We start from the raw sequence: 26243 nt of genomic DNA on the forward strand, positions 1-26243 counted from the left end.
GCTTTTTCAAAGATTTATTAACTGAATTTTGGTATGATATTATAAGTATTGAATTAAGAAATGGGGAATTAAAGCATGTGGATCACGCTATTTGTAATTATTTTAGTTTGGCTATTGTGGATCGTTGGTAGTCGTATTTGGACTAACAGTATGTTAAAACAATCGGCGACAGTATTATCAAGTGAGGATTTTGAGTCACAAAGTCATGGTCATGATATTGTTGATATTCGCGAACCAGCAAAGTTTAAGTCAAAGCACATCTTTGGTGCCCGTAACATTCAATATATGTTACTAAAAGAAAATCATGCTGCATTACGTAAAGATAAGCCTGTTTTTCTTTATGATGAAAATGGGCAATTCGTTGCTCGTATTGCTAAGATTTTGCACAAAGATGGTTATAATCAAGTGAATGTATTAAAGGGTGGCTTTAACACTTACAAAGGTAAAGTAAAGTCAAATCAATAATAAATGAAAAACCAGTTAGATGGGTTAAGCAGTTATGCTTAATGATTCATCTAGCTGGTTTTTTGATATGATATAAGTAGTAATTAGAAACGGTTACCGTGTGATTGTGCAGCCTTACGAGCAGAGTTGCGTTCAGTTTCTTCAAACTTTGCTTCCTCTTGTTCAATTGGCTCAACTGCGACTTTGTGGAAAGTCACTGCCGTAGCTGCGGCGGCAGCAATTGTACCGATAACGCCTGTTAGAAGTCCCGCCCCAAATTTGTTCATGTTATTCTCCTCCTAATATTTGTTAAAATTATTTTAACATATTTACAACCATTTAATAAATAGAGGTATTAAAATGCAATTGCCAAAAAAGACTGTTATTGCTCATCGTGGTGTGCATGATCATGGAACACCAGAAAATTCAATTTTAGCGTTTCAACGAGCTATTGATATTGAAGCGGATGGCTTGGAAATTGATGTGCAATTAAGTAATAATCGATTAGTTCTGAAACATGATATTAATGATGAATCAACAGAAGAATTACCAACGTTTGATGATTTTTTAACGTTAATTCAACAAACAAAATATCAAGGATTTTTATTAATTGAATTAAAAGGGGCTGAGGGAGCTCAGCAGTTATATCAAGCACTGATTACACGTCATTTACCTAATCCGGTAATGTTGCAATCATTTTGGGAACGACCATTACGTGAATGGCGTGTGTTGGATAAAGAAATATCAATTGGTTATTTACGGCATTATCCTAATCGTAAATGTTGGCAACTGGCTAAAGAACATGTCATACAACAGGTCAATTTAGATTATCGGTATTTGCCATTACGCATTCTAGTACCGTGGTGGTTACCGACCTATTGGTGGACAATTAATCGTCCAACTGTAACGTGGATATTGATGCATTTACCAGTGGCAGCGGTGATTACAGATAATGTTAAGCAAGCAGTTAAATATCAAAAAGGAAATTAATTATGCAAAAACTTGTTGTCATTGTTGGTCCTACGGCTGTTGGAAAAACAGCTTTATCATTAAAAATTGCGCAAAAATATAATGGGGAAATTGTTTCAGGCGATTCTATGCAAATATATCGTGGGTTAGATATTGGTACTGCTAAAGCAACTCCAGAAGAGCAAGCACAGGTACCACATCATTTGATTGACATTGCAGACCCAACTGAAAATTATTCGGCAGCAAAGTTCGTAGAGGCTGCACAAAAAGCAATTGATGATATTGCTAATCGAGGTAAATTACCCATTTTAGTCGGAGGTACTGGATTTTATGTGCAGGCATTGTTGGGTGATCGTCCGCTAGCAGTGTTGCCGGATATTGATGACCCCGATTTTGTATCACATTGGACGCAGGTTGCCCATGAGCAAGGTGAAGAAAAAGTTCGAGCAGCTTTAAAAAAAGTTGATGCAATTAGCGAAGCACGAATTTTACCAGGCCAAATTCGTCGCTTGGTGAGAGCACTATTAATTAGTACACATATTGGAAAACCATTTTCATCATTACAACCGGAACCTAAGAGACGTTATGATGCACTAATTATTGGGTTAACGACTGAACGTCAACTTTTGTATGAGCGTATTAATAAACGAGTGGACTTAATGATGACGGCCGGTATTTTAGATGAAGCACGATTTGTTCAAACGTTGCCGGCGGATACTACGGCGCAACGAGCGATTGGTTATAAGGAGTTGTTTGATTATTTGACGGGGACTGGTAGCTACGAGGACGCGGTTGCTAAGTTAAAACGTAATTCACGACGGTATGCTAAACGTCAGATGACTTGGTTTAATAATCAGTTTACTGACATAAATTGGTACGACTTGATACAAACACCTGACCAACTAGACCAAATTGTGTACCAATTAAACCAATTTATGTCAGAATAGCTGACATTAAAGTTCATTTGTGTAACCGATAGTGGTATTATGCTAATCATAGGGAGGTCGGTGATATGAGTGGACGAGAATTGCGACGTGATTTGGCTGTCTTACCGATGAGTGTTGTACGTGAATTGACGGGTTTAACAGATCGCCAAGTTCGCTATTATGATCAGCAAGGTTTAGTTGAACCACAAAGAGGTGCAGGTAAACAACGTCGATTTTCTTTAGATGATGTTGATCGTCTACTCCAAATTGCTGAGTATTTAGATGCAGGCTATACAGTAGCGGAAATTCGAGAAGTTGATGAGAAAAAGCTTCGTAAGCAAAAAAATACGGCACCTTCCGAAGAGAATTTACGCCATATGTTAGCAGATGAACTATTGAACATAGGCCGTTTTAATGGACAGCAGAAATTTTAAAAGTGGTATACAGGATAAAGGAGACGTAAGTTTAATGGTACGTAGAGCATATACAAAAGATGATATCCGACAGAAAATCGCAGATGAAAATGTTGAGTTTTTGCGCTTGCAATTCTCAGATGTTTTTGGAACAATCAAGAACGTTGAAGTACCTGTTTCACAATTAGAAAAAGTACTATCAAATAATTTGATGTTTGATGGTTCATCAATTGAAGGGTTTGTACGTATTGAAGAATCAGATATGTATCTATATCCTGATTTAGCAACTTTCATGATTTTCCCATGGGCAACTGATGAACACGGTGGTAAAGTGGCACGATTGATTGCCGACATTTACACTGTAGATCGTGAACCATTTGCTGGTGACCCACGTAGTAATTTAAAGCGTGTGCTTAAGCAGATGACTGACGATGGTTTTACAAAGTTTAATATTGGAACTGAACCTGAATTTTTCCTTCTTAAATTAGATGAGAATGGTAAGCCAACAATGAACTTAAATGATAAGGGTGGCTACTTTGACTTGGCACCATTAGACATGGGTGAAAACACACGTCGTGAAATCGTCCTTGAAATGGAAAAGATGGGCTTTGAGGTTGAGGCAGCTCACCACGAAGTTGCTCCAGGACAACATGAAGTTGATTTTAAGTATGCCGAAGCTCTAGATGCAGCTGATAATATCCAAACATTTAAGTTAATTGTTAAGACAATTGCCCGTAAGCATGGGTTGTATGCAACATTCTTGCCAAAGCCTATTTCAGGTATTAACGGTAACGGTATGCACGTTAATATGTCATTGTTTACTGATGAAGGTAATGTTTTCTATGATGAGAATGGTGAATTACAACTTTCAGAGACAGCTTACCACTTCTTAGGTGGTGTATTGGAACACGCTGCTAATTTCACAGCTATTACTAATCCAACAGTTAACTCATACAAGCGTTTGACACCTGGTTATGAGGCACCTGTATATGTTGCTTGGTCAGGTTCAAACCGTTCACCAATGGTCCGCGTGCCAGCTTCTCGTGGTAATTCAACACGTTTGGAGTTGCGTTCTGTTGATCCAACTGCTAACCCATACTTGGCCTTTGCTGCAGTTTTGGCTGCTGGTCTTGATGGTATCGAGCATAAGTTGGAGCCAAATCACGCAGTTGACCGTAACATCTACTTGATGGATGAGGGTGAGCGTCGTCGTGCAGGCATCACTGATTTGCCTGATACACTACTAGAAGCTGTTGCTAAACTACAAGACGATGAGACTATTCAAAAAGCTATCGGTGAACATATGTCACGTACTTTTGTTGATGCTAAGCGTCTTGAATATCAAGCTTACCGTCGTGAAGTTTCACAATGGGAAATTGATAATTACTTAGAACAATACTAAAATTTCTTAAAAACTTATAAAACAACGCTAACTTAGTCTTAAGTAGCGTTGTTTTTTGCATTATCGTTGTATGATAGTAATAGGTGGTATTTTATTTGCCATCATTTATAATTAATATAATAAAAATAGGAGGGGTTGAGATGGAAAGTACGCCATATATTCAGACAGATTTACCGTCAGATCAATCCGCATTACAACAAAAGTTACAAACAAAGTTAGATTATTTAGCAGATATTCAAGCTGCGGTTGTATCGGGGGATGATCGCAAAATTTATGAACTACTTGATAATCAAAAGTATGATTTAAAGGTACGTCATGAATCAGAAACAGAGTCTAATCGACAACTATCAACATTAGTGGATGATATCAAAGATGAGCTAAGTCATCATTTGGGACAGAAACTAATTAGTTACTTATCAAAGACATTCCCATTTTTCTATTATGAAGAAACACAATTGGGTGTTTTTCAGTTGTATTTTGGAAATTGGTGGGATCGTCGTCATTTCGGAATTTTAGATCCATTGGCTGTTAATTTTATTTTTGATGACGATGAATATGAAAAGCTGGTCAAGGCAGTTAGTTTGGCTGAACGTGGACAACGTTATAATGCTCAAGTAATCGAAGATACTACACGAGCAAATGAGACTTTGCAAAAAATTGTGGATGGTCAAAATCAACGTGATGCTGAACGAACACAGTTATTAGCGCAGTTGTCTAGTAAAGAAGAACGCGGTGGCCTATTTGGAAACCGTGGTCAGTCTGAACAACGTGAAGTGCTAAAAGAAAGGTTAAAGGATTTGGATGCCGCCGATGCTAAGGCGCAAACTGTTCCTGCATTAATTGCTGAGAATAATGCACAAATTTTGAACTACTCAAAGGAAGATACAATTTTAATTTATGAGCAACGTGCTATTACAGATGCGTTTGGTTCTTTTGATAGCTTCCAACAAGCAGTTGTTAATTTATATGAAAGTTATGTATCAAATTTAGCAGCTACTTCTGAGCAAGGAGGCGCTTAATATGACAAAACATCTACAACAACGTGTTAATTCATACGTCAATTTGCTTGCAAATGATATTGGTCGTATTCAAGAGTTATTGGCACAAGTTAACGAGTTGGTAAGTGCTGATAATCCTAAAAAAGTTCACTTATTAGCTCAGCAGTTAACGACTGCTTCTTTGGATACAGAGTGGGTTGTTGCACCACGTCAGTATTCGCAAGCTGATTGGTATATGCTTGCTTTTGATCGCTTATTAGGATTTGCTGGAGTGGCGGCTTATGATATTTTGACGCCAGCAGAACGAGAAGAATTGACGTTAGTATTTCCTGATTTAGATGAGCCAGCAACTTTTGAATTTGAGGTTAATCATGATGATAATGGTGGGGCTTATTTTACTGAATTAGGAACAGGTAATCGTCTATTTTACTGGTCATTGACGCGTCGTCAAATTTATTTCAGCGCTGATGCTATTACGGATTTGTTAGTTGCAAACTTCCGTAAGAAGACAACTGCTGCCCGCATTCGTCCAGTTGCCAGTTTACTAACAGCATTTGGTCGCTACATGGAAGCAGAGTTTGGTTATCAAGTTGATTACAATATTTTAGAAACACAAGATGATTTCTTGTATCCGTTAAAGCAAAAAGAGATGCCAGCAGGTATGCTAGATCGCTTATTTGTTTTGTCAGCTGATTCAAATTATTTCTTACAGGCTATTCCAAATGGTGCAGGCCTTGTATTAAATAATGGGGTTGAGGTACGAGTGTTTTATGTGAATGATCCTTCAGTACAAGATGCACAACGGTGGCATTTCCAAGTAGTTGATGGACAGGATGCGATTTCATGGTTAGATGTTTTGTTGGATTATGATTTTATTGGTGCGTGGTATCTCGGAGAACGCCGTTATTTGGCTATTGAAAGTGAACCGCTTGTATTTCAAGAACAAATTCAAGAACAAATAAGTGAAAGTGTGCCAACACCACATGCTGAAAGTGAAAAAAACGTTAAATCTGTTAAACCTGAGGTGCTAATGCCTAAACAAGCTGAGGAGTTATCATAAATGCCAGAGTTAGATATTGCACAGTATTTAAGGCAAGCTAGGGATCTGTCGCATGTCATTAGTAATCAGTGGGAGATGCCAATTGGACCGAAGCAAGTGTTATTAAATGATTATTTGAATTTGGATGTTACATTAAGTAAACTGATTATGGCAACTCAGGCAGTTATGATTAATGTGCCTAGTGAATCTGTAACTCGTGATGAGAATGAAATTAGTGATTTGTATGCACAAGCATTGGTTCAGTTTTTGACGATTAGTTTAAAGCAACAGTGGACCCACTTAATGGTTATGACGGATGAGGATATTGCACAATTTAAAAGATTTCCGCAACGTCATCTAGCACATCAGTACATGGGTATTAAAACGATGCTATTGAATAGCTATCATCAAAAACGACAGGGTGACTTTTCACATGCTTGGCGTTCTTTTCTGAAATTAGGATTAGTCGAGCTACAATTGACACAAAATACAATTGATAAGACAGTTCGAAAAATTTTAATGACAAGTACGCTTGATTCATTATGAAAATAAACGTACAATAGATAAGGCGGATGCATATTCGTAGTATCTATTGTGTATGCAACTGTAGCACAACTGGATAGTGCACTCGGTTTCTACCCGAGAGGTTGTGGGTTCGACTCCCACCAGTTGCATTAAAAAAGTCCTATAAACGTTGATTAACAGCGCTTATAGGACTTTTTTTATTTTGTCGTATCAATATTGTAAGTATTTAATTTTTTCGTGCGAAGTGTAATCGATAATAAGAAAACTATTAAGAATAACCAGCTCAAGTCAGAGAATATAATTAATAACGTCGATAGTTTAGTTGATTCATATTGTAAAGTAAGTTCATTGTAACCTTTAATGCCATGGACCTTTATCGTGCCAATTGCTGTTTTGGCAATTGTGGCTGCTTTTAATTGCTGGTGATTAAATCGTACCTGTGTATTTTCATAGACAAAAGCAGGTATTTCAATATCATGTCGTTGGTTTTGATGCCAAGAAATACTTAGCACGCCATGAGTTAGGACTTTCTTTGTAAAGAGGCTATGTTTTTCTGAAACTTGAGCAGTGTATAAATTATAGTAGTCTAAATAATGATTAACTTTATTAATCGGTAAATAATCTGGTGTTGTACGATCAACTGTATTTATAAACTGGCTTAAATCCTTATTGTGCCAAGCCGGCATAAGATCAACAACAGTATTAACAGGGTGCCCGTTTATTGGATGCAATATTAAGTCCTTTTGATTAATAGCACCACTTTGGGCAAGTGTTGTTGTATTTTTTGTATTCATAATGACGTTGTTTGATACGGATCCAGTTAGACTGATAGTGCTAGCTATTGCCAATATTGTCACAATAAATGTCATAGTAGTATTTACATTGAAGGTAACGGTTGTTACTAATTCTTTAATAGCTAGTGTTGTACCTAATAGGATGAATATTTCACCAACCAATGTAAATCGAAACGAGAATTGTAGGAAATTCATTATTTGTGGCAAATGTGCTTGAATTGATGACCAAGGTGTTAAATCACTACCTAATGTAAAGTAGACGAGACCGGAAATAATCAGAATTCTGCTGAGGATACTTAAACGTTTCCAAAATAAAATAATTATTCCTAGACCAATAATAGCTAAAATAGCTAGAATGTTTTCAACTATTGAAATGTGATTCCCAAGCAGTGGTACACCACTAGTTGATAGAAAATTAAATGGATTAAAAATGTTGGCTGTTACATCAATTGAAGTTGGTGGAACTAGTGTATTATGACCTGCTATTTGTATGTAGGGTAAGATGGTATTTAAGCATAAAATAATTGCCGTAAAAATGGCAGTTATTAAATACTTAACCATTGCAATCTTGTGTTGGGTTTTGATAAAACCGATAATGAATGGCGCAATTAGTACAGGAATTGCAAATGACGCACTCAACAGGTGTCCTTGAACTTGTAAGCTAACAGCTAATGCTAGCAATATTGCATTTTTGAATTTAACATTGCCTTGTAACATGTCAATCATTGGTAAAATAATTAAAGGTAATAGTGCCAAGCCAATTGATCGCCAACCTGATACAATAAGAAAAGATCCGATAGCATTGGAAGCTAAATAAATAACGCCTAAACCGATACTTATACTTTTATTAAAGCCAATTTTTGTCGATACATAGTAGGTTGTTAAACCGGCTAAAAATAAGACTAAAATATTGATAATAATTTGAAACTTTAACCAAGAACCGGCTACTAATAAAATGATGCTCAACAAGTAGGTTAGAAAGGGACTATATAATGCATTGACAATTCGTCCGGATTGCTGGAATGAATATAAATTAAGCATTGAAAAGTTTAAATGTTTAATTTGCATTGCACTTTCGTATAGACGACCATAATGGAAGTACCCATCGACACCTAAGACGGGTGTTTTATTTAATATAATCGGACTAGTAATAAAAATGGCAACTACTAAAAAGATAAATATTGGTTTCACATGTTTTTTCATGATAATCCTCTAAAATATTATTTGATTACAATATAGCACATAAATCTAGTTTATTTTGTTACAAAATAAAATGTTTTGAGAATGTAACTGCTAAAAAGCAATCTTAATGTGGTTATTTAGCATCTGCATTATTAAAAATATTAATACCATGAATTACGATGTTATGATTGAATTTCATTGGCCATTAGGTTATAATATCTTATGTTGTGTTTGTGGTATCTCACAAACTGCAACCACTCATGACCTGTATTAAGTGATTATTTTGATCCGCGGGTATTGGTGAGTCTAAGTTTTTACAAAAATTTTTTATGGAGGTCTACAGACTCATGGCATCATATGCAATCATTGAGAACGGTGGAAAGCAATACAAAGTTTCTGCTGGTGACGTAATTTACGTCGAAAAGATGGACGCCGCAGAAGGTGACAAGGTTGTCTTTGACAAAGTTGTCTTCGCTGATGGCAAATTAGGTGCACCTTATGTTGAAGGTGTTACTGTTTCAGGAACTGTTGAGAAGCAAGGTAAGGAAAAGAAAGTTGTTACTTTCAAGTACAAGCCAAAGAAGCACTCACATGCTAAGCAAGGTCACCGCCAACCTTATACTAAGGTTGTCATTGACTCAATTGCCTAAGCCATCGGATAGGAGGATTTAAATCATGCAATTAAATTTGAATAACTTGACGATGCTTGCTCACCACAAAGGTGGTGGTTCATCAGCCAACGGTCGTGACTCAGCTGGTCGTCGTCTAGGTACAAAGCGTGCCGACGGACAAGACATCAAAGCTGGATCAATCATTTACCGTCAACGTGGTACTCACATCTACCCAGGTGTGAACGTTGGGCGCGGTAACGATGATACATTGTTTGCTTTGACTGATGGTGTTGTAAAGTTCGGTCGTATGGGCCGTGACAAGCGCCAAGTATCAGTTGTATCTCGTGAAGAATACAAAGAAATTATTGCTAAGTAATTAGCTGTTAAAAAGACTTACTAATTTAATTAGTAAGTCTTTTTTTGTTTATGTTGTTCTTGCTGAATTTTTATTAGCAAAAACAAGTGTATATTTAAGCTGTATTGTATACTATAAGTATGAAAAAAATTGTAAAAAAGACGTTATAAATAAATAAAAAACATGAAACACATCAAATAAGGGAGGTAGCATTGTGACGTTTGCGACTGAAGAAAAATTACAATGGTCATTTGAATTAGCAAATGACGCGGTGTATTTTGCGTCATCAGATGGAAAAACTAAGTACTATGGATTTGGAAAGCAGGCCGAGTTAATTGGCGGTTCATTTGACCAAGTGCAAGATTGGTTAGTTAAAGTACAACAAACAAATCCACAACCAATTTTTGGTGGCTTTGCGTTTGATGATCAACAAATTGATGATTCTGAATTGATGAATGGTTATTTTTTTCAACCGGCCGTTGTTTATGATGTTGTCAAACAAGAAATAATTGGCCAAAATATTGATCTAGTTCGCCAGACACAACCAAGTGGTGCAGAAGTTTTGACGACAAAAGATGAAACAGATTGGCCTACCAGAATTCAGGCTGCTATTGATGATATGCAACAAAATTCAGTGCATGAAAAAGTTGTTTTGGGACGTCAACGACAAATTACATTGTCGTCGGCTTTAAATGAAGGCAAGTTAATTAAAAGTTTACAGGAAACCCAACCAACTAGTTATCATTTTGTTTTAAAACATTGTGGTGAACTATTTATTTCAGCAACACCGGAACGATTGGTTAAAGTTGCTCATGGTCAAGTAGCGACTGCTGCAGTAGCGGGTACGATTAAACGTGGTGAAAATCGGTCTGATGATGAAAAATTGGCTGATGAATTATGGCACGACCAAAAAAATCGAATTGAACATCAAACCGTTGTCGAAACAATCAAAGCAAATTTGCAGGCAGCTAATATTACAGATTTAAAATTCCCGACTACACCTCAAATTTTAAAGAATCCACAAGTACAACATTTGTATACGCCAATTACGGGTAAACTAACGGATGATAATAATTTGTTAGGAATTGTGAAGCAGTTGCATCCAACGCCTGCTTTAGGTGGTAAGCCAAGAGAATGGGCCTTGTCTGTTATTTCAAGTATCGAAAAGTATCCACGTGGATTATTTAGCGGGCCTGTTGGTGTGATGACGACAGACGGTGATGGTGAATTTATTGTTGGTATTCGGGCAATGTGGTATCGCAATAATATGGTGAATTTATTTGCTGGTGCTGGCATTTTAGCTGGTTCTGATGCCCAGATGGAGTATCAAGAGACTGGCCTAAAATTATTACCAATGATGAATGTATTAAAGGAGCAAACATTACATGACTGATAGTTTAACAACTAATATTAAACATTTACTAACCGCACTTGTATTACAAGGAGTTCATGACTTCGTTGTATCGCCAGGTTCAAGAACAACACCTGTTGCATTATTGTTAGCAGAAATGCAGCAAGTGCGCAATGACGTACGCGTTACAGTAGATGTGGATGAACGTTCAGCTGCTTTTTTTGCTTTAGGAATTGCTAAAACAATGCATCAACCGGTTGCTTTGTTAGCAACGTCTGGAACAGCAACAGGAAACTATTTGCCAGCAATTATGGAAGCAAGTATTTCACATATTCCATTAATTGCGCTAACAACCGATCGTCCACAAGAATTGCAACAAATAGGAGCACCACAAACGGTTCATCAAGAAAACTTATATGGTGAACATACAAAAGCTTTTACGACAATATCTGTACAGGATGACCATGAAGATGTTACGGATTATATTGATTACCGGGTACAAGAGTTAGTTGGGTTGACGATGACTAAGCCGGCTGGCCCAATTCAAATTAACTTACCGTTACGTAAGCCTTTAATGCCAATGTTAGGTGAAGCATGGCCAACAGTAGCAACACAACAAATTTTGGTGGGACAACAGCGCATGAGTTGGCAAAACGTGCAAGCTTTAGCAGCTTTGTTACGTAAGCCCAAAGCAATGATGTTATTGGGACCGGATGAAATCGGTTGGGATATTGATAAGTTCAAACAATTAGCAGCTCATTATCAATTACCAGTTTTAGCAGATGTATTGAGCAATTTCAGACCTAGTGAATATGCGATTAGTGGGATTGATAGTTTGTTAGCAGCAGATGTTATAAAAGACGAACTAAAACCAGAAATAGTTATTCGTTTTGGTGGTACACCAGTTTCAGCTAAAGTAACAGCCTGGTTACGTGATGCTAAAATTCCAGTGGTCCAAATTGGTCAAGAACATGCAGGACATGATCATGCACGTCATGCTCATACAACAGTGATTGCTGATGCTGATGCGGTGGTTGCAGACTTACTTGCTGAACCAGGTGTTAAAAAATCTACATTTTTGGAACAATGGCAGAAAGTATCAGCAACATTACTAAATTTAGTTGCAAAAATGGACGATCAAAGTGCGGAATATCAAATTCCAGCTGCGTTAGCAAATTTGCCTGAAAATGGTCAATTGTTTATTGCAAATTCAATGCCAATCCGTGATATGGATAATTACTATGTGCCTAATCACCCAGTACGAATTGCAGCTAACCGTGGTGCTAACGGAATTGATGGTACTATTTCATCAGCTTTTGGTATGGCGATGACAGGAAAGCCAACGACATTATTAACTGGTGATTTGACTTTGTTCCATGACATGAATGGTCTAATGTTGAGCCATCAGGCGCATGCACCATTGACAATTGTAGTAGTTAACAATCAGGGTGGTGGAATTTTTTCTTTCCTACCACAAGCATCTGCAAAAGCTTATTTTGAGCCAATGTTTGGTACGCCACTTCCAATTGTGATTGAGCGTGTAGCTCGACTTTATGATGCAGAATATAAGCAAGTGGATGATCTAAATACGTTATATGAGTTAGTTCATAGACCTGCAACACGTTTACGAATTATTGAAGTTAAGAGTAATCGTGAGCAAAATGTCATTGCTCATGACAAGCTGACACAAGCAATTAAAGAGGCTTTATTGTGAACAAAACGATTATCGTAAATAATTATCAATATGAAGTTATGATTGAGGGTTCGGGACAACCCACATGGTTATTTATGCATGGCTTTATGGGAAGCATGGCTGAATATCAGCAAGTTAAACCTCAAGGAACACGAATCTATTTAAATTTATTAGGTTTTGGTCCAAATGCGCAGGTTGTTCAACCAGCTCAACGCTTTAGATGGCACGCACAGATTAATGATTTGAATGAGCTATTGAATCAATTAGGGGTGAAAAGTGTTAACTTAGTTGGTTATTCAATGGGTGCCAGATTAGCGTTAACCTATGCAACAAGGTTCCCTAAACGAATTAATAACCTTGTTTTAGAGGGTGGTACGGCAGGACTAGCAACGCAAGGCCTACGACAAAAACGTATTATTGCGGATAATAAAAAAGCGGCCCGTGTTGTTGCTCTTGGTATGGCGAAATTTATTGACGAATGGGAAAAGTTACCACTGTTTAATAGCCAACGTCAGTTACCAATTGAAAAGCAAAAATTTATGCATGAGCAGCGGGTTAGTCAATCTGCTGAAAACGTTGCAAACTCCTTATACTATTTTGGGACAGGAGCTATGCCTAATTTTTGGGGACAACTGACAATGATTCACGTACCGGTTGTATTAATAACAGGGATGAATGATCAAAAATTTACAATGATTAATCAAAAAATGAAGCAGAGATTACCACAAGTAACGTGGCACCAAGTAGTGAACGCAGGGCACAATGTACATTTTGAACAAACTGCGCTTGTGACGGATATTCTCAATCATTTAGTAGCTGATTAATATCATTATTGGAGGTTGTTGTAGTGAAAATTCAGAAAATTACGCTTTATCCATTAATATTGACGCTAAAAGCGCCATTCAAGACAGCTCACGGGACAACTAAGCAACGACCAATTACCTTGATTGCAATGCAATTAACAAATGGTGTTGTCGGTTATGGCGAAGTGCAATCATTTGCTGATAATCAATATGCGAATGAAACACATGACCAATCTTTAGCAGTGGTACAAAATTTAAGTCAGTTGTTGATAGGACAAATATTTGCTAGACCAGAAGATGGTGCAAATTGGTTAGCAACAAAAACACCGTTATCGTTTGCTAAATCTGCTATTGAAATGGCACTTTGGGATGCATATGGTAAGCAGATGCATCAACCTTTAGCAGCATTGTTAGGTGGTCAAACAGATAAGGTGGCAGTCGGCCAAGCAATTGGAATACAAGAAAATTGGGAGACCACGAAACAATTAGTTTTGGATGCAATTGCTCAAGGTTATCAGCGGATAAAAATTAAAATTAATCAAACGACAGATTTACAAACAGTCGCAGCGTTGGTAAAGGCTTTTCCAAATCAAATGTTTTCATTAGATGCTAATGCTGCTTGGCGTGGGGATAAATTAGCCGATTTACAGTTATTGGATGAAGCAGGGTTGGCACTCATTGAACAACCGTATGCAGAGACGGCATGGTTAGAACATCAGCGTGGACAAGCTGCACTAACACGGTTAAAGTTAAGCTTGGATGAGTCGTTAAATGACATTGCTGATGTGAAAAAAGCGATTGCTAATCGAACAACAGCGGCATTAACGCTTAAGCAGGGAAAACTTGGGGGTATTACGCAGACTAAAGAAGCGATTAGTTTAGCTAATCAAGCACAAATGACACCATGGATTGGTGGCATGTTAGGTACCGGTTTAGGACGTGCGGTTGATTTAATTTTGGCGAGTTTGCCAGGTGCGAATACGATTCCGGCAGATAGTGCACAGTTTGATCATTATTATGAGACTGATATTGCGACTAATTTACCTTATGTAAAGAAAGGCTATTTACCAGTACCGTTGCAGGATGGCATTGGCGTTACTTTAAATTGGCAGGCCATTAAACAATGTTTAATACACGAACCAATTGTTTACCAATAGGCAAGTGTTACAATTTGTTATAATGAAACTAGGATAGAAATGAGGACAAAGATGACAACTAGAATTGAAAATGTACGACAAGTGTTTACACCATTAAAAATTGATGGTTTGTTAGTTGCTGATGGTATGAACATGGCGTACTTAACTGGATTTACTGGTGGTACAGGGGATGGACTTGTCTTAGTTGGTTCTAATCAAGCTGCTTTGATTACAGATTCACGTTATGAGGATGCCTATCGTGATCGATTGCCAGAAGGTGTTGAGTTATTAGTGACGCGTAATTATTGGGGTGTTGCGATGGCAGCTGCTCGTCGTTTTAAGATTGATAAATTAGGTTTTGAGGATTCAATGCCATTTAGAGATTTTGACTATATTGATGAAAATTTTGTTGGTACGGATATTGCGCCTGTCCCAGATTTGATAGAAGCATTGCGTGAGATTAAAGATGAAACCGAGCTAGAAAAACTTCGTCGTTCAGCCCAGGTAGCAGTGGCAGGATTTAATGATATGTTATCAGAACTACATGTCGGCATGACTGAGCGCGATGTTGCTAACTTATTAGATTATAAAATGAAACAACATGGGGCTGATAAGCCATCATTCGATACAATTGTTGCTTCGGGTTACCGTGGTGCTTTACCACATGGTACATACTCAGATAAGCCTATTGAAAAGGGTGAACTAGTAACCATTGATTTTGGTTACTATGTTGATGGTTACACGTCAGACATTACGCGTACGATTGCGTTTGGTTCACTTGATGATCAATTACAAGAAATTTATGACGTTACTTTAGAAGCACAAAAAGCAACGATTGCAGCGGTTAAAGATGGTGTTGCAGTTAGCCAGCTTGATAAAATTGCTCGTGATATTATTACGGATGCTGGTTATGGTGAGCAATATACACATTCAACAGGTCATGGTGTTGGCTTGGATATTCATGAAGGACCAATTTTGTCGGTTAATGCGCCGGCAGAAGATCAGGTTAAAGCAGGCATGATTCTAACGATTGAACCAGGAATTTACTTAACAAACGTTGGTGGTGTCCGCATTGAAGATGATGTTATTGTGACGGCTGATGGCTTCGAAAACTTAACTGAAGGGATCACAACTGATTTAATTGTGATTGATAAATAATATGGGATTAGAATATTTAACTTTTTATCAAGGAAATTTGGAAACAGGTTTTGATTATATTTATGCTAAAAAAAAGGATGACCATGCCTTTTATGTTAATGCGCCTGCAAAATTAGATTTAGATATTATGGATATGACTGACGAAAAATTTGATTTTTCGCAAAAAAATCGATTGCAGATTACGATTGATAAAGATTTGCGGCCATTTTCGGATGTTTGGCAAAACATTACTTTTCAATGGCCAAATGTTGAACGTCAGCTACTTGCGATTACTGCAGACTGGGCTGATGATTACGCCAAAGAACCAGTTGGTCCAGTTGAAGAGTGGGGTTTAACAATCAAAATGACTGACCAAGAGCCTCGAATAATTGTTGGGTACAATGAATTTCCTGATAATTTTGACCAATTAGTGCGTTGGTTAAATAGTTATGCCCAGGGTAAATTACGTTAAGAAACGAGGTTGATGATGGATTTTTTTACGGCAGATACACATTTTTATCATGAAGACTTATTAACTAGTCTTCATTTTTCACCAAGACCGTACGATAACCTCCATGATGAACATGCGGGATTAATTGCAGCGTGGAATGAACGCGTGACTGAACATGATCGGGTTTATCATTTGGGAGATGTAGCCATGATGAATCATGTACGTCCTGAAAGACATGCCAATGAATTAGTGGCAGAAATTTTAGAACAGCTTAATGGTCATATTACCCTAATTAAGGGTAATCATGATTCACGCTCATTGTTTAAATATTTAAATAACCACAATCCAATGTTAAGTGACGGTCAGGTTAAGTATGCGTTTGAAGATGTGGGTTGTATTGTGAAAGCAAACCATCATCAGTTTTTCTTAACGCACTATCCGTTAATTTTTGGGAAAAGTCAGAATAGCATTAATTTGCACGGTCATATTCATCATAATATGGTGGCAATTCCTGAAAATATAAATGTTGGTGTCGATAGTGCTGACTTAGAGTATTTGTCGGTGGCAGAACGACCAACTTGGGGTAGCCCATTAACCTTTACAGAAATTGACACTATCATGCAACGCAAACACGATGATTTTGCAAAACGGAGGTAAAAAATGTCAGATAAAATATCAATTTTACATACCAATGATTTGCATTCACATTTGGAACGATGGCCTAAAATTCGCCGTTATTTATTAACACGTAAGCGTCAATTGATCCGTGATAAGCGTAGTGTTTTGATGTTTGATATTGGTGATTTTATTGATCGTCAACATCCTTTAACTGAGGCAACCAATGGTCAAGCTAATATTAACTTAATGAATGAAATTGGTTATGATGGTGTCACAATTGGTAATAATGAAGGTTTGGGATTAAATCATGAACAATTAAATCATTTATATGATCATGCTAATTTTTCAGTTATTTTAGGTAATATGACAGATAAGCAGACGCAAGAACAGCCTGACTGGGCATTACCATATAAAATTATTACTACTCCAAAGGGAACGCGAATTGGTGTCTTAGGATTTACTGCTCCCTTTGAATTAACATACCCGCTATTAGGTTGGCAGCCAGAAGATGTTGATCATGCTTTGGCCAGGTTATTGCCACAATTAGCTGGTAAGACTGATATCAATGTTTTGTTGTCACATCTTGGATTACAGATGGATCGCTATTTAGCAGAACGTTATAGTGAACTTCAAGTGATTATTGGTGCTCATACGCATCATTTATTGGCGTATGGTGAAAAGCATGCGAATTCAATGCTCGCAGCAGCAGGTCGTTATGGTGATCATATTGGTCGAATTGATCTTGAAGTACAAGATGGTAAATTGCTTAATATCCAAGCACGAACGTTGACGACCGATGATTTACCTGCAGTGCGTAACGATGAGGTAGAAATTAATGGCTACCAGGCAAGTGGTGAAGAACAACTAACAAAAAATGTGGTTGCCTATTTACCAGAAGATTATCATATTGATTTGAACTTTGACCATAGGTTGATTGATCTTGGGTTGGCGGCGTTAGAAGAACGAACACAGACGGATATTGCTATGCTGTCAACTGGGATGTTTTTGCATGATTTACCGGCTGGTGTTGTAACAGCAAACGATTTACATGCATTGTTGCCACATGCAGTCCATCCAATGCGTTCTATTTTAAAGGGCGCCGATTTATGGCGTCTTGTCCAAGAAGTGATTAAAAATCAACGTTTCTTGCAGAGTGCTCATGTTAAAGGTATGGGATTCCGCGGTAATTTATGGGGCACGGTCGTTTGGGACGGTATTGAGGTAACTGACGCTGGGGATGTTTTAGTGCATAATCAGCCGATTGATTATGAAGCGCATTACACCATTGGCGCTTTAGATCATTACTATTTTATTCCGTATTTTCCAACTTTTGAAATTATGGGTCAAAATACTATGTCATATGATACTGTTTTGCGAGAAGATTTTGCCAATTATTTACATAAAAAATTCGCACCATAATGTGATTGAGAGAAGAAATTAATGAACCGAGAACGAATGAAAGAGTTAGCGGACGCCCAATTTATTGAGCGTCAAGCTAGTACCGCCATTACGACGGGTGAAACACCAGAAGATATTTTTATTAATGAGCGGCCTTATCGCTTGGTAAAAAATTATCGCGAAGCGTACGACCAACAAAAAATGGCAGCACGTTTCAGTAACTTTTTGGAGAAGTATGATTATTTGGTTGGTGATATTGCTGCTGATCAATTACGCTTGCAAGGCTTTTATAAGGATGGTACGAAAGGTGTTGCTCGTAGCCAACAAATCTCTGCATTACAAGATTTTTTGTATGAGCAAGCTAATTTTGGTGCACCATTCTTTGTACTAGAAAATTTAGCACCGCATGAAGTTATTGATGCAGAAGAAAAAGAAGATGTAAAGCCTAAAAGACGTCGACGTCAGCATAAAAATGGTGTTAGTAAGCAAAAGCAAGCTAATAATAAGCAGGGTGGTAAGTCACCAAATAAAGCAGGTAATAAGGGTAATAAACCACAGAACCATCGTGACAATAAAAAAAGAAAGAAAACACCAGTTATTAAAGAAAAGGTGCATTCAGCTCACCAACCTGAAAAACATGTCGGTAAACGCTCTAATTCAGTAGCAACGACTGGTTCAAAAAAGCATCGTCACTTTCAGGTTCGTGAACGACCAAAAAATGAAGATAAAGGATAGTAAAAGACAATGACAGAACATTACGATGGTTACTTAATTGATTTAGACGGTACTATTTATAAAGGTACTGAAAAAATGCCGAGTGGACAACGTTTTGTGCAGCGATTAGCTGATAGTCACCAAAAGTATTTATTTGTGACGAATAATTCTACTAAGACGCCAGAAGCGGTTGCAGAAAATTTGACAAATAATCATCAAATTCCAACAACTGCTGATCAAGTCTATACATCAGGTATGGCTTTAGCTGATTATTTGGCTAAATTTGATGATGTTCATCGCGTATTGATGATTGGTGAAGAAGGGCTAGAAAAAGCTTTATTGGCAAAGGGCTTCGAATTAGTGTCGCAAGCACCTGCTGATGCAGTAGCAATTGGTTTAGACCGTGACGTGACATATGAGAAAATTCTTCAAGGAACTTTAGCCATTCAACAAGGTGCTAAGTTTGTGGCAACCAATCCTGATACTAATTTACCTACCGAACGTGGTTTAGTACCTGGTGCAGGATCGGTTGTTTCATTTTTGGCAACAGCTGTGAAACCAGCACCAGTTGTGATTGGAAAACCGCAGGACATTATCATGACAGGCGCATTGGACAAATTACAGATAACGCGTAGTCAAGCTTTGATGGTTGGTGACAATTATAATACCGATATTAAAGCTGGCTTGAACGCAGATATTGATACTTTATTGGTATATTCTGGTGTTTCGAAGAAAGCGGATGTCGCAAAGGAAGAACAACAGCCTACACATTGGGTGGATTCACTGGATGATTGGCAAATCAAGTAATAATAAAGACGAATCGTCAGGATAGTTAGTAAAAAATTAGCTGTGTCTGGCGTTTTATTTTACCGTAATCCTCTTTATAATCAATATAAAATAATATTGAGGATATAAGTATGAAAGTATTAGTCATACGTTTAACAGCTTCACATGTTTACGCTAATCGTGTAAATCTAGGGCGTTGGTTGGATTGGACTGATAACCAGTTAAACCAAAATCTATTACGTCAACTTCACAGTTTAGTAATAGGTGGCACTTTGAAAATTATTGATGAAGGATTTAGTAATCAGGATAAAATAAAGTGGTATTTACTAACACAGGTTTGGCTATATGAGTGGTCGAAAAATTGGTATGTTAAACTGCAGATGATTGGTAATAAAGAGTGGTTAGATGTTAATCGTCAATCGGAATGGTGTGAACGAACAAGTTATGTGGGTGAATTACAAGTACCAGTAGCAGTGAAACGAATATTGATTGCGCATCAATTGCTAGACGAGCAAAAATCATTTTTGTGGACAAATGTAGAAGAATATCATTTAGGATGCCGCGTACGGATATGTATTTTGTCAACCAAAATACAACTTATGATAATTGAATTACGTGATGTTGAAGCTAAGCAATGGTTGGGCTATCGTTTAATGTTAACGACGATAGACAAGTTACAATTGAAAGTAATTGTTACCGATAATGCTAATTTGATAAGTAACGGTCAAAAAAAGGTATTAAATCATCATATAGAATATAAAGCATATGATAAACTATGTTTAGAAACCCAAAATTTTAAACTATTATTCCAACAACAAAAACAAAAATGGACTTATTTCTGGCGAATGTTTAATTTAACATGGGAGACAGATTATCGTTGGCGTATGATTTATCGACGATTAATGTATCAAGCGTATTTAACGCAATCTATTACCGCAATTCAAGAGATGCTTTGGTCAGAACCATTCCCTGTAACTGGTGATTTTGGCTGTTTGAAGTGGCAGTGTGATTGGCAACCAGTTTTAACGGGATTATTAACTTGGCTAATTGGCGGCAAAATTATTGATTATTGTTTAATTATTACGGCACAACCACAATTACCACTTGTTGGACAACGAAATTTTACGATTAATGAACCAAACCGTTCTGTAAAAATTCGCTTAACGAACGATGGTATGGCGGTACAACCGAGTAAAACGTTAAAGGTGATTTGTCAGGGAAAAGTCATTAGTTGTCGACGTCAATGTTGGACAATTGTTTGGCAAAATTATTAATGTAAAGAAAAAATTTACACAAAACAGGTTTCACATTTACAAATATTAGTCATAATAAAACAATAGTAATTGAAAAGAAGTTTAGGAGGCGTTCACGAATGAAACGCAATTGGTTAATAAGCGCAGTAATTATTATTATTGCTGGCGGCCTGTTAACGTTTGGGTACACAACGCGACAGAAAAACAGTGATGTTAACATCACTGCGGTTGGGTCGACGGCGTTGCAACCACTTGTTGAAGCAGCTGGAGAAGAGTTTGCTAATAACAATTTGGGTGTTCATGTCAACGTTCAAGGTGGTGGAACTGGAACAGGTTTAGCACAAGTACAAACGGGCGCAGTTGATTTAGGTAATTCAGATATGTTTGCTGGTGAAAAAGACGGCATCAATCCTAAAAAATTAGTTGATCATCGTGTGAGTGTTGTTGGTATTGCACCAATGATTAATAAACAAGCTAATGTCAAACAGTTAACACAAAAACAATTAATCGATATCTTTACGAAAAAGATTACTAATTGGCGCGAAGTTGGTGGTACTGACATGCCGATTGTTCTAGTTAACCGTGCTGCCGGTTCAGGAACTCGTGCAACCTTTGAAAAATGGGGCTTGCAGGGTGCAAAGTCTGCGTCAGCACAAGAACAAGATTCTTCGGGGATGGTTCGTTCGATCGTTAGCAGCACACCAGGCGCAATATCATATGCATCATTTGCTTATTTAGATGATTCAGTGGTAGCACCAACACTTGATGGTGTTGCAGCAACTAACAAGAACGTTATTAATGGTGACTGGCCAATTTGGTCGTATGAACATATTTATACGAATGGTCAACCAACAGGTAAAGTAAAAGAATTCTTATCATACATTGATTCAAAACGTATTCAGCAAACTTTGGTTCCGCAATTAGGATATATATCAATTCATGATATGCAGGTTGAACGTAATGAAGCAGGTAAGTTAAGCAAAGTAAACTAAGGAGTTAGGCCATGGATTTAATTCGAGAATCATTATTAAAAAAATCAAAGGCAAGCAAAAAAGATCAATTTGGCCGTGTGCTTACTTTTTCAGCACTATTGTTGATCGTTATTGTTGTTGTTTCGATTTTCTGGTTTGTTGCTTCAAAAGGGCTTGCTACATTCTTTAGTAACAAAGTAAACCTTTGGGATTTTCTGTCAGGTAAAAATTGGGCACCTGGTCAAACAGATGCACATGGTAAACCACTAACGGGTGCACTACCAATGATTACAGGATCATTTTTGGTGACATTCTTGGCAGCTTTGATTGCAACGCCGTTTGCAATAGGAACAGCTGTTTTTATGACTGAGATTTCACCAAAACGTGGTGCTAAAATATTAGGACCAGTTACAGAATTATTGGTTGGAATTCCATCTGTTGTTTACGGATTTATTGGTTTGTCTGTTATTGTTCCGACGTTGCGTTTTCTATTTGGTGGCTCAGGATTTGGTATTTTAGCCGGAGCAATGGTGCTATTCGTTATGATTTTGCCAACGGTTACATCAATGACGGTTGATACCTTAAAATCAGTACCACGTCATTATCGTGAATCAGCGTTAGCATTAGGAGCTACACGTTGGCAGACAATTTACAAGGTAATCTTGCGTTCTGCAACACCAGGAATTTTAACGGCCGTTGTTTTTGGAATGGCTCGTGCCTTTGGTGAGGCTTTGGCTGTACAAATGGTAATTGGTAATGCATCGTTGATGCCGAAAGACTTAACGTCACCTGCTTCAACGTTGACATCAATTTTGACACAAGGTATTGGAAATACTGTTATGGGATCATTAGAAAACAACGTTCTTTGGAGCTTAGCTTTGATTTTGTTGTTGATGTCACTTGTCTTTAATATCATCATTAGAGCAATTGCAAAGAAGGGAGCGATTTAAAATGTTAAACCCAAAACAAAGTGATAAGTTAGCAAGTATTATGTTATATTCCATTGCTGGTTTTGTAATATTAGTACTGGCTGCTTTAGTGGGATATATTTTAGTTCAAGGTGTACCACACTTGTCATGGCACTTTTTAACATCGCCTTCATCAGCATTTACGGCAGGCGGTGGAATCGGTGTTCAATTATTTAACTCCTTTTATCTATTGATTATTACTATGATTATTTCGTTTCCGATTGCATTGGGAGCAGGAATTTATCTACATGAGTATGCTAATCAAAAGAACCAATTTATTCGTTTAACACGTACGGCAATTGAAATTTTGTCATCATTACCGTCAGTTGTTGTTGGATTGTTTGGTTTCTTGTTATTTGTTGTTCAGTTTAAATTAGGCTTTTCAATCCTATCAGGAGCGATTGCTCTAACTTTCTTTAACCTACCATTGTTGACACGTTCTGTTGAAGATTCATTACGTAGTATTCCGGATTTACAACGTGAAGCAGGGGCTGCTTTAGGATTGTCACGTTGGGAAACAGTTGGTCATATTATTTTACCAGCTGCTGTTCCTTCAATCGTAACGGGGGTTGTGTTGTCAGCGGGACGTGTGTTTGGTGAAGCGGCCGCTTTGATTTATACAGCTGGTCAATCAGCACCAGCATTAGATTTTGGTGATTGGAACCCATTTAATACAGCTAGTCCATTAAATATTATGCGTCCAGCCGAGACATTGGCTGTGCATATTTGGAAGGTTAATTCAGAAGGAATCATGCCCGATGCCGCTGCTGTTTCTGCAGGAGCTTCGGCAGTCTTAATTATCGCTGTTTTGTTGTTTAATTTCTTAGCACGCTTTTTGAGTAGCGTTTTGTATAAGCATCTAACGGCAACAAAATAGAAAAGAGGAGGGTCGTGATGACGGCTAATTTACAAGGGTCTTTAAATTTAACGGGTTCACAACCTGATCGTCATATTTATCAAATGGATAATGACAAGCATGAAATTGCATTGTATACCAAAGATTTACAAGTATCGTATGGTAATAATGTGGCTTTAAAGAATGCGGATTTATCATTTGAACGATTTAAAATAACATCATTAATTGGCGCATCGGGATCTGGTAAATCAACATTTTTACGTTCTTTGAATCGTATGAATGATGACGTAGCAACTGTCGACGGCCAGATTATGTATCGTGGTTTGGATATTAATTCGCATGATATTGATGTTTATGAAATGCGTAAACATATTGGGATGGTGTTTCAACGACCTAATCCATTTGCAAAGTCAATTAGTGATAATATAACGTTTGCGCTAAAACAACATGGTTTGCACGATAAGGCCAAATTAGCTGAAATTGTGGAAACTTCATTGAAACAAGCGGCTTTATGGGATGAGGTTAAAGATGATTTGAAAAAATCAGCCTTGTCACTATCAGGTGGTCAGCAACAACGTTTGGTTATTGCGCGTGCTATTGCTATGAAGCCGGATATTTTACTATTGGATGAGCCAGCTTCAGCATTGGATCCAATTTCATCCGCTAAGATTGAAGATACGTTGATGGAACTGAAGAAGCATTACACAATTATTATTGTTACGCATAACATGCAACAAGCAAGTCGTATTTCAGATTATACAGCCTTTTTCCATACGGGAGAGGTAGTCGAGTACGACTTGACAAGAAAGATATTCACGCGACCAAAGGTGCAATTAACGATTGATTATGTAAACGGAAACTTTGGTTAGAGGGGATCAACAGATGACAGAAAAAATTTTAGTTACTGAAAATGTTCATCTTTACTATGGTAAAAAGGAAGCCCTCCATGGTATTGATCTTTCATTTAACAAAAATGATATTACGGCTTTAATTGGGCCTTCAGGTTCGGGAAAGTCGACATATTTACGGGCATTAAATCGAATGCATGATTTAGCAGATAATGTCACGGTCAATGGAACCTTTATGTTCAATGGTCAAGATATTTATGCACCAAATACTGATACAGTTAATTTACGACAAAAAATCGGGATGGTGTTTCAACAACCTAATCCGTTTCCATTTTCAATTTATGATAATGTTGCTTTCGGATTGCGAACGGCCGGAAATAAAGATAAAGGCTTTTTGGATGAAACGGTTGAAAAATCATTGAAGCAAGCAGCCATTTGGGATGAAGTAAAAGATACATTGCATAAATCTGCTTTGTCATTGTCAGGTGGTCAGCAGCAACGTGTTTCAATTGCACGTGCCTTGGCAACTAGCCCTGAAATTTTATTGTTAGATGAGCCAACTGCGGCCCTAGACCCAATGTCAGCAAGTAAGGTAGAAGATACGATGATGCAGTTACGAAATCAGTTAACGATGATTATCGTGACCCACTCAATGGCTCAGGCGTCACGTATTTCAGATAAAACGGCATTCTTTATGGATGGCGATTTGGTCGAATTTGATAATACGAAAAAAATCTTTTTGGATCCAGCAAAACAAGAAACACAAGATTATATCTCTGGACGTTTTGGTTAAATTGATATTTAGGGTATGATAAAGAAAAACGGAAAGGAAATATTGAAATGCGACAATATTTTGATGATGAGCTAGCAGATTTGGATACATCTTTTAAAGAGATGGGGTTATTAGTATCAGAAACGTTGGATGAATCAGTGCAGGCATTTTTAGATCATAATCGTACTCTTGCTCAAGAGATTATTGATCGTGATAGCGCTATTAATCAACGTGAAATTGCAATCGAAAAGAAATCTTTTGAGATGATTGCATTGTACCAACCTGTGACAACTGATTTACGTGAAATTATGACAGTTTTAAAAGCAGTTTCTGTATTAGAGCGAATTGGTGATAATGCTCGTAATATTGCAATTTCAACTATTCACGTTAAAGGAAGTAAGCGTGTCGCTGCAATTGAAAAAACAATCGGCGAGACTGGTTCGAATGTTGCTAAGATGGTTTCACAAGTTTTGGATTACTATGTTAACGATGATGCCGTTGCTGCTGAAACAATTTCAGAAGTGGCTGCAAGTATTTCAGAAGTAACTCGTGATATCCGTGAAATGTCTATTGAAGCCATGGAAGCTGATCCAGAACAAGTTCCGGCAGCTACAGATTACTTAGTAGTTGCGGGTTATCTAAAACGTACCTCTGATTACGTGACGGATATTGCAGAATGGATTATTTATAAGCGAACGGGTAAAATTGTTGAATTAAATCCGGGAACGTCTTCATTCATTTAAAAACTTAATTGAACAGTGAATCCTTAATGAGGGTTCGCTGTTTTTTATTATTTCAGTTAAAATAAATAAAAGACTGAGTATGGATGG

General features: G+C 37.4%; 29 protein-coding genes, 1 tRNA gene and 1 other annotated feature. Of the genes, 28 read left to right on the plus strand and 2 right to left on the minus strand.

What is annotated here, in order from left to right; genetic code table 11:
* The first annotated feature begins 75 nt into the window (after positions 1-75).
* On the plus strand, positions 76-465 hold the full coding sequence (locus GA0061074_RS05140; RefSeq protein WP_092462520.1) for a rhodanese-like domain-containing protein: 390 nt from the start codon (positions 76-78) through the stop codon (positions 463-465).
* Between the two features lie 83 nt (positions 466-548).
* Here GA0061074_RS05140 and GA0061074_RS05145 read toward each other — a convergent pair whose 3' ends face one another.
* Complete coding sequence (locus GA0061074_RS05145; RefSeq protein WP_092462521.1) at positions 549-731, minus strand: DUF3042 family protein; 183 nt, start codon at positions 729-731, stop codon at positions 549-551.
* 73 nt (positions 732-804) lie between these two features.
* Here GA0061074_RS05145 and GA0061074_RS05150 point away from each other — a divergent pair, with 73 nt between their 5' ends.
* From GA0061074_RS05150 to GA0061074_RS05185, 8 genes are all read left to right on the plus strand, one after another.
* Positions 805-1434: a glycerophosphodiester phosphodiesterase gene (locus GA0061074_RS05150; RefSeq protein WP_092462523.1), complete on the plus strand. Its 630-nt coding sequence runs from the start codon at positions 805-807 to the stop codon at positions 1432-1434.
* Between the two features lie 2 nt (positions 1435-1436).
* Positions 1437-2360: a tRNA (adenosine(37)-N6)-dimethylallyltransferase MiaA gene (miaA, locus tag GA0061074_RS05155; RefSeq protein ID WP_092462525.1), complete on the plus strand. Its 924-nt coding sequence runs from the start codon at positions 1437-1439 to the stop codon at positions 2358-2360.
* 65 nt (positions 2361-2425) lie between these two features.
* Positions 2426-2773, plus strand: coding sequence for a MerR family transcriptional regulator (locus GA0061074_RS05160; protein WP_092462527.1), 348 nt, complete (start codon positions 2426-2428; stop codon positions 2771-2773).
* Between the two features lie 34 nt (positions 2774-2807).
* Positions 2808-4154 (plus strand): type I glutamate--ammonia ligase, encoded by a 1347-nt coding sequence (glnA, locus tag GA0061074_RS05165; protein ID WP_092462529.1) that lies wholly within the window; start codon positions 2808-2810, stop codon positions 4152-4154.
* A gap of 140 nt (positions 4155-4294) precedes the next feature.
* Complete coding sequence (locus GA0061074_RS05170; protein ID WP_092462531.1) at positions 4295-5173, plus strand: hypothetical protein; 879 nt, start codon at positions 4295-4297, stop codon at positions 5171-5173.
* Between the two features lies 1 nt (position 5174).
* Entirely contained in the window at positions 5175-6212 is a 1038-nt protein-coding gene (locus GA0061074_RS05175; RefSeq protein WP_092462533.1) for a hypothetical protein, read from the plus strand.
* Positions 6213-6737: a dUTPase gene (locus GA0061074_RS05180; RefSeq protein WP_092462535.1), complete on the plus strand. Its 525-nt coding sequence runs from the start codon at positions 6213-6215 to the stop codon at positions 6735-6737. It begins immediately after the preceding gene.
* A 54-nt stretch (positions 6738-6791) separates the two neighbouring features.
* Positions 6792-6865: transfer RNA gene (locus GA0061074_RS05185), tRNA-Arg, on the plus strand.
* 48 nt (positions 6866-6913) lie between these two features.
* On the opposite strand, the gene GA0061074_RS05190 is transcribed toward GA0061074_RS05185, so the two are convergent.
* A complete protein-coding gene (locus GA0061074_RS05190) occupies positions 6914-8713 on the minus strand; it encodes a hypothetical protein (RefSeq protein ID WP_092462538.1) in 1800 nt (599 codons plus the stop codon).
* A 221-nt stretch (positions 8714-8934) separates the two neighbouring features.
* Positions 8935-9010: a sequence feature (ribosomal protein L21 leader region), on the plus strand.
* A 29-nt stretch (positions 9011-9039) separates the two neighbouring features.
* On the opposite strand from GA0061074_RS05190, the gene rplU reads away from it, so the two are divergent.
* The 19 genes from rplU (at position 9040) to phoU (ending at position 26156) form a co-directional block, all read left to right on the plus strand.
* Entirely contained in the window at positions 9040-9342 is a 303-nt protein-coding gene (gene rplU / locus GA0061074_RS05195) for a 50S ribosomal protein L21 (RefSeq protein WP_042491645.1), read from the plus strand.
* 25 nt (positions 9343-9367) lie between these two features.
* Positions 9368-9679 carry a 50S ribosomal protein L27 gene (gene rpmA / locus GA0061074_RS05200; protein WP_042491643.1) on the plus strand — a complete coding sequence of 104 codons (312 nt, stop codon included), beginning with the start codon at positions 9368-9370 and terminating at the stop codon, positions 9677-9679.
* Between the two features lie 193 nt (positions 9680-9872).
* Positions 9873-11051 carry an isochorismate synthase gene (locus GA0061074_RS05205; protein WP_240005869.1) on the plus strand — a complete coding sequence of 393 codons (1179 nt, stop codon included), beginning with the start codon at positions 9873-9875 and terminating at the stop codon, positions 11049-11051.
* Positions 11044-12723 (plus strand): 2-succinyl-5-enolpyruvyl-6-hydroxy-3-cyclohexene-1-carboxylic-acid synthase, encoded by a 1680-nt coding sequence (gene menD / locus GA0061074_RS05210; protein ID WP_092462542.1) that lies wholly within the window; start codon positions 11044-11046, stop codon positions 12721-12723. The genes GA0061074_RS05205 and menD overlap by 8 nt, the downstream gene beginning before the upstream one ends.
* Positions 12720-13526 carry a 2-succinyl-6-hydroxy-2,4-cyclohexadiene-1-carboxylate synthase gene (gene menH / locus GA0061074_RS05215; RefSeq protein WP_092462543.1) on the plus strand — a complete coding sequence of 269 codons (807 nt, stop codon included), beginning with the start codon at positions 12720-12722 and terminating at the stop codon, positions 13524-13526. The genes menD and menH overlap by 4 nt, the downstream gene beginning before the upstream one ends.
* 23 nt (positions 13527-13549) lie before the next feature.
* A complete protein-coding gene (gene menC, locus GA0061074_RS05220; RefSeq protein WP_240005868.1) occupies positions 13550-14662 on the plus strand; it encodes an o-succinylbenzoate synthase in 1113 nt (370 codons plus the stop codon).
* 39 nt (positions 14663-14701) lie between these two features.
* Positions 14702-15799 (plus strand): M24 family metallopeptidase, encoded by a 1098-nt coding sequence (locus GA0061074_RS05225; RefSeq protein ID WP_341853153.1) that lies wholly within the window; start codon positions 14702-14704, stop codon positions 15797-15799.
* 1 nt (position 15800) lies between these two features.
* On the plus strand, positions 15801-16250 hold the full coding sequence (locus GA0061074_RS05230) for a phosphoesterase (RefSeq protein ID WP_092462549.1): 450 nt from the start codon (positions 15801-15803) through the stop codon (positions 16248-16250).
* 15 nt (positions 16251-16265) lie between these two features.
* Positions 16266-16886 (plus strand): metallophosphatase, encoded by a 621-nt coding sequence (locus tag GA0061074_RS05235; protein WP_092462551.1) that lies wholly within the window; start codon positions 16266-16268, stop codon positions 16884-16886.
* 3 nt (positions 16887-16889) lie between these two features.
* Positions 16890-18266 carry a bifunctional metallophosphatase/5'-nucleotidase gene (locus GA0061074_RS05240; RefSeq protein WP_092462553.1) on the plus strand — a complete coding sequence of 459 codons (1377 nt, stop codon included), beginning with the start codon at positions 16890-16892 and terminating at the stop codon, positions 18264-18266.
* Between the two features lie 21 nt (positions 18267-18287).
* Complete coding sequence (locus GA0061074_RS05245; protein WP_092462555.1) at positions 18288-18980, plus strand: YutD family protein; 693 nt, start codon at positions 18288-18290, stop codon at positions 18978-18980.
* Between the two features lie 9 nt (positions 18981-18989).
* Positions 18990-19766 carry a TIGR01457 family HAD-type hydrolase gene (locus GA0061074_RS05250; RefSeq protein ID WP_092462557.1) on the plus strand — a complete coding sequence of 259 codons (777 nt, stop codon included), beginning with the start codon at positions 18990-18992 and terminating at the stop codon, positions 19764-19766.
* Positions 19767-19876: 110 nt separating this feature from the next.
* Positions 19877-21019 carry a hypothetical protein gene (locus GA0061074_RS05255; protein WP_092462559.1) on the plus strand — a complete coding sequence of 381 codons (1143 nt, stop codon included), beginning with the start codon at positions 19877-19879 and terminating at the stop codon, positions 21017-21019.
* 98 nt (positions 21020-21117) lie between these two features.
* Positions 21118-21990 carry a phosphate ABC transporter substrate-binding protein PstS family protein gene (locus GA0061074_RS05260; protein WP_092462561.1) on the plus strand — a complete coding sequence of 291 codons (873 nt, stop codon included), beginning with the start codon at positions 21118-21120 and terminating at the stop codon, positions 21988-21990.
* An 11-nt stretch (positions 21991-22001) separates the two neighbouring features.
* Entirely contained in the window at positions 22002-22919 is a 918-nt protein-coding gene (gene pstC / locus GA0061074_RS05265; RefSeq protein ID WP_092462563.1) for a phosphate ABC transporter permease subunit PstC, read from the plus strand.
* A 1-nt stretch (position 22920) separates the two neighbouring features.
* Entirely contained in the window at positions 22921-23814 is an 894-nt protein-coding gene (pstA, locus tag GA0061074_RS05270; RefSeq protein WP_092462565.1) for a phosphate ABC transporter permease PstA, read from the plus strand.
* A gap of 83 nt (positions 23815-23897) precedes the next feature.
* Complete coding sequence (gene pstB / locus GA0061074_RS05275) at positions 23898-24662, plus strand: phosphate ABC transporter ATP-binding protein PstB (RefSeq protein WP_371851054.1); 765 nt, start codon at positions 23898-23900, stop codon at positions 24660-24662.
* Between the two features lie 13 nt (positions 24663-24675).
* Positions 24676-25434, plus strand: coding sequence for a phosphate ABC transporter ATP-binding protein PstB (pstB, locus tag GA0061074_RS05280; RefSeq protein WP_092462569.1), 759 nt, complete (start codon positions 24676-24678; stop codon positions 25432-25434).
* Positions 25435-25481: 47 nt separating this feature from the next.
* Positions 25482-26156 carry a phosphate signaling complex protein PhoU gene (phoU, locus tag GA0061074_RS05285; RefSeq protein WP_092462572.1) on the plus strand — a complete coding sequence of 225 codons (675 nt, stop codon included), beginning with the start codon at positions 25482-25484 and terminating at the stop codon, positions 26154-26156.
* Positions 26157-26243: the final 87 nt, after the last annotated feature.

Source organism: Weissella bombi (genome assembly GCF_900094835.1).
Taxonomy (GTDB): Bacteria; Bacillota; Bacilli; order Lactobacillales; family Lactobacillaceae; genus Weissella; species Weissella bombi.